2 protein-coding genes are annotated in these 1,641 nt (G+C 61.9%); both read right to left on the minus strand.

Annotated elements, in window-relative coordinates:
* Window positions 1-205: 205 nt before the first annotated feature.
* Complete coding sequence (locus tag QMG52_RS21640) at window positions 206-775, minus strand: HEAT repeat domain-containing protein (RefSeq protein WP_283562462.1); 570 nt, start codon at window positions 773-775, stop codon at window positions 206-208.
* A gap of 50 nt (window positions 776-825) precedes the next feature.
* Window positions 826-1,326, minus strand: coding sequence for a DUF805 domain-containing protein (locus tag QMG52_RS21645; protein ID WP_283562463.1), 501 nt, complete (start codon window positions 1,324-1,326; stop codon window positions 826-828).
* Window positions 1,327-1,641 lie beyond the last annotated feature (315 nt).

Genomic DNA, 1,641 nt, shown 5'->3' on the forward strand with positions numbered 1-1,641 from the left:
AAGCGAAAAAGTCACACGTTTATTATCTCACATCGGGGGCATGATTAAAAGACTTGAGCGAGCAAGAATCCCCGGAAACTCAATACATCACCCGCACGGCCGTCCTGTCATGTCAGGAGCCCTGGGCACAGCGCTCACGCCCTGTACGAATCCACCGGGTTCCGCCGCGTGCCCGAACGCGACTGGCTGGTTCCCGAAACGAAGATCAGACTGCTGGTGTACCGCCTGGAGCTGTAGTGCCGGCTGCGGAACGGTCGGCCAACCGCTTCAGGGCGGCGCCGGCCTGGCGACGCACATCCATGTCGGAGTCCATTAACAGATCTTTGATGGCTCCGGAATGCCCTTCCCCGCCCACCTGGGCCAGCGCGCGGGCACCGGCGGCCCGGACCCGGGGCACGTCGTCGGCCAGCAGTGCCTGGAGTTCTTCGGTAAACGGGAGCCCCCGCAAGGCCGTGACCTTGGCGCACATTTCCCGTACCCGCCACGCCTGATTGCCCAGCCCGGCCCGGATCGGGGCAGCGGCGGACTCATCCCACAGGTACATAAAGACGCGCGCGCCCCACAGCTCCGGCCAGTAGAGCGCCGGGGCGCCGTTGATGATGCCGTTGGCATGCGCCCCGCCGGCGAAGAGCAGGAATTCCTTCGTCTCGTCCTCGCCGGCAAGCAGCGCGAGCGCGCGCTTGACCACGTTGCCTTGTCCGTAGAGGTCGACGGCGGCGCCGATGCGGTCTGCGGGTGAGGCGTCAAGGGGTACGCGCGTTTCGTCGGTAGGCATACCCACTAATCTACGCGGTTTGAGAATCGGGCGGCTCTTCACCGCAGCCGCTATGCCTGGTAGCCGGAGCCCTGCTGAACCGCAACCGGTCCGTCAAAGCGCCGTCCCTGCGGATTCGACGGCATGAGCGTCATGACCAAAAGGGCGATTGCCCCTAGGAAGGGGACGAGCCCGAGGAGGATGAACCACGCGCTGAAGTTTCCGTCATGCAGGCGCCGGGACAGCAGTGCCAGTCCCGGAATGATCGTGGCAAGTCCCCAGAGTCCAATGATGGCCGCGGCAACGCCGAATCCCGGACCGGGAACGGACGTACCATCGGCGGCGACAGTTGCTCCGGCGCCGCCGGCGGCCGCGCCGATGATCTCGAGTACCAGGACGACGACGGCCGAAACCAGGGCCCACCACCAGTACTCGCTTCGGCTGGCGCGGCCCGAGAATACGACGTACTTTTTCCAAAAACGCTTCACCGCATCAGGGAGCGACGCTCCGTACAACGGTGCCCACAATGGTTCGGTCTTTTCGGACGAGTACGACTGCTGCGGTAACGCCATGTTCTACCCCTAATTTATGTACCTTGGTTATGCACGCTGTTTTGTGCCGGTAATGATTATCTTGTCAATGCTGAATCCATTTTGCCAATGTGAAGCTGATTTGATTTCGACCCGTCGTTTGACACAGCAATTTGACACACCCTCTTGCCGCCGGGTTTTTATACAGCGCCGTCAAGACCAATCCGGGGACCAGGGCTCCTGACATGGTGAGGTATTCAGTGTGGGTTCAGGGGTTTTTGATTTCGTAGCGCAGGATGAGCCCGGTGCCTGGGTAGCGGATTTGGGTGGTGGTGAGGTGCTGGCAGAGTTCTCTGA

The organism is Paenarthrobacter sp. PH39-S1 (assembly GCF_030063245.1).
Taxonomy (GTDB): Bacteria; Actinomycetota; Actinomycetes; order Actinomycetales; family Micrococcaceae; genus Arthrobacter_M.

Coding starts and splice junctions, on each gene's coding strand:
- QMG52_RS21645 (WP_283562463.1), bottom strand. CDS start 1,326: ATGGCGTTACCGCAGCAGTCGTACTCGTCCGAAAAGACCGAACCATTG.
- QMG52_RS21640 (WP_283562462.1), bottom strand. CDS start 775: ATGCCTACCGACGAAACGCGCGTACCCCTTGACGCCTCACCCGCAGAC.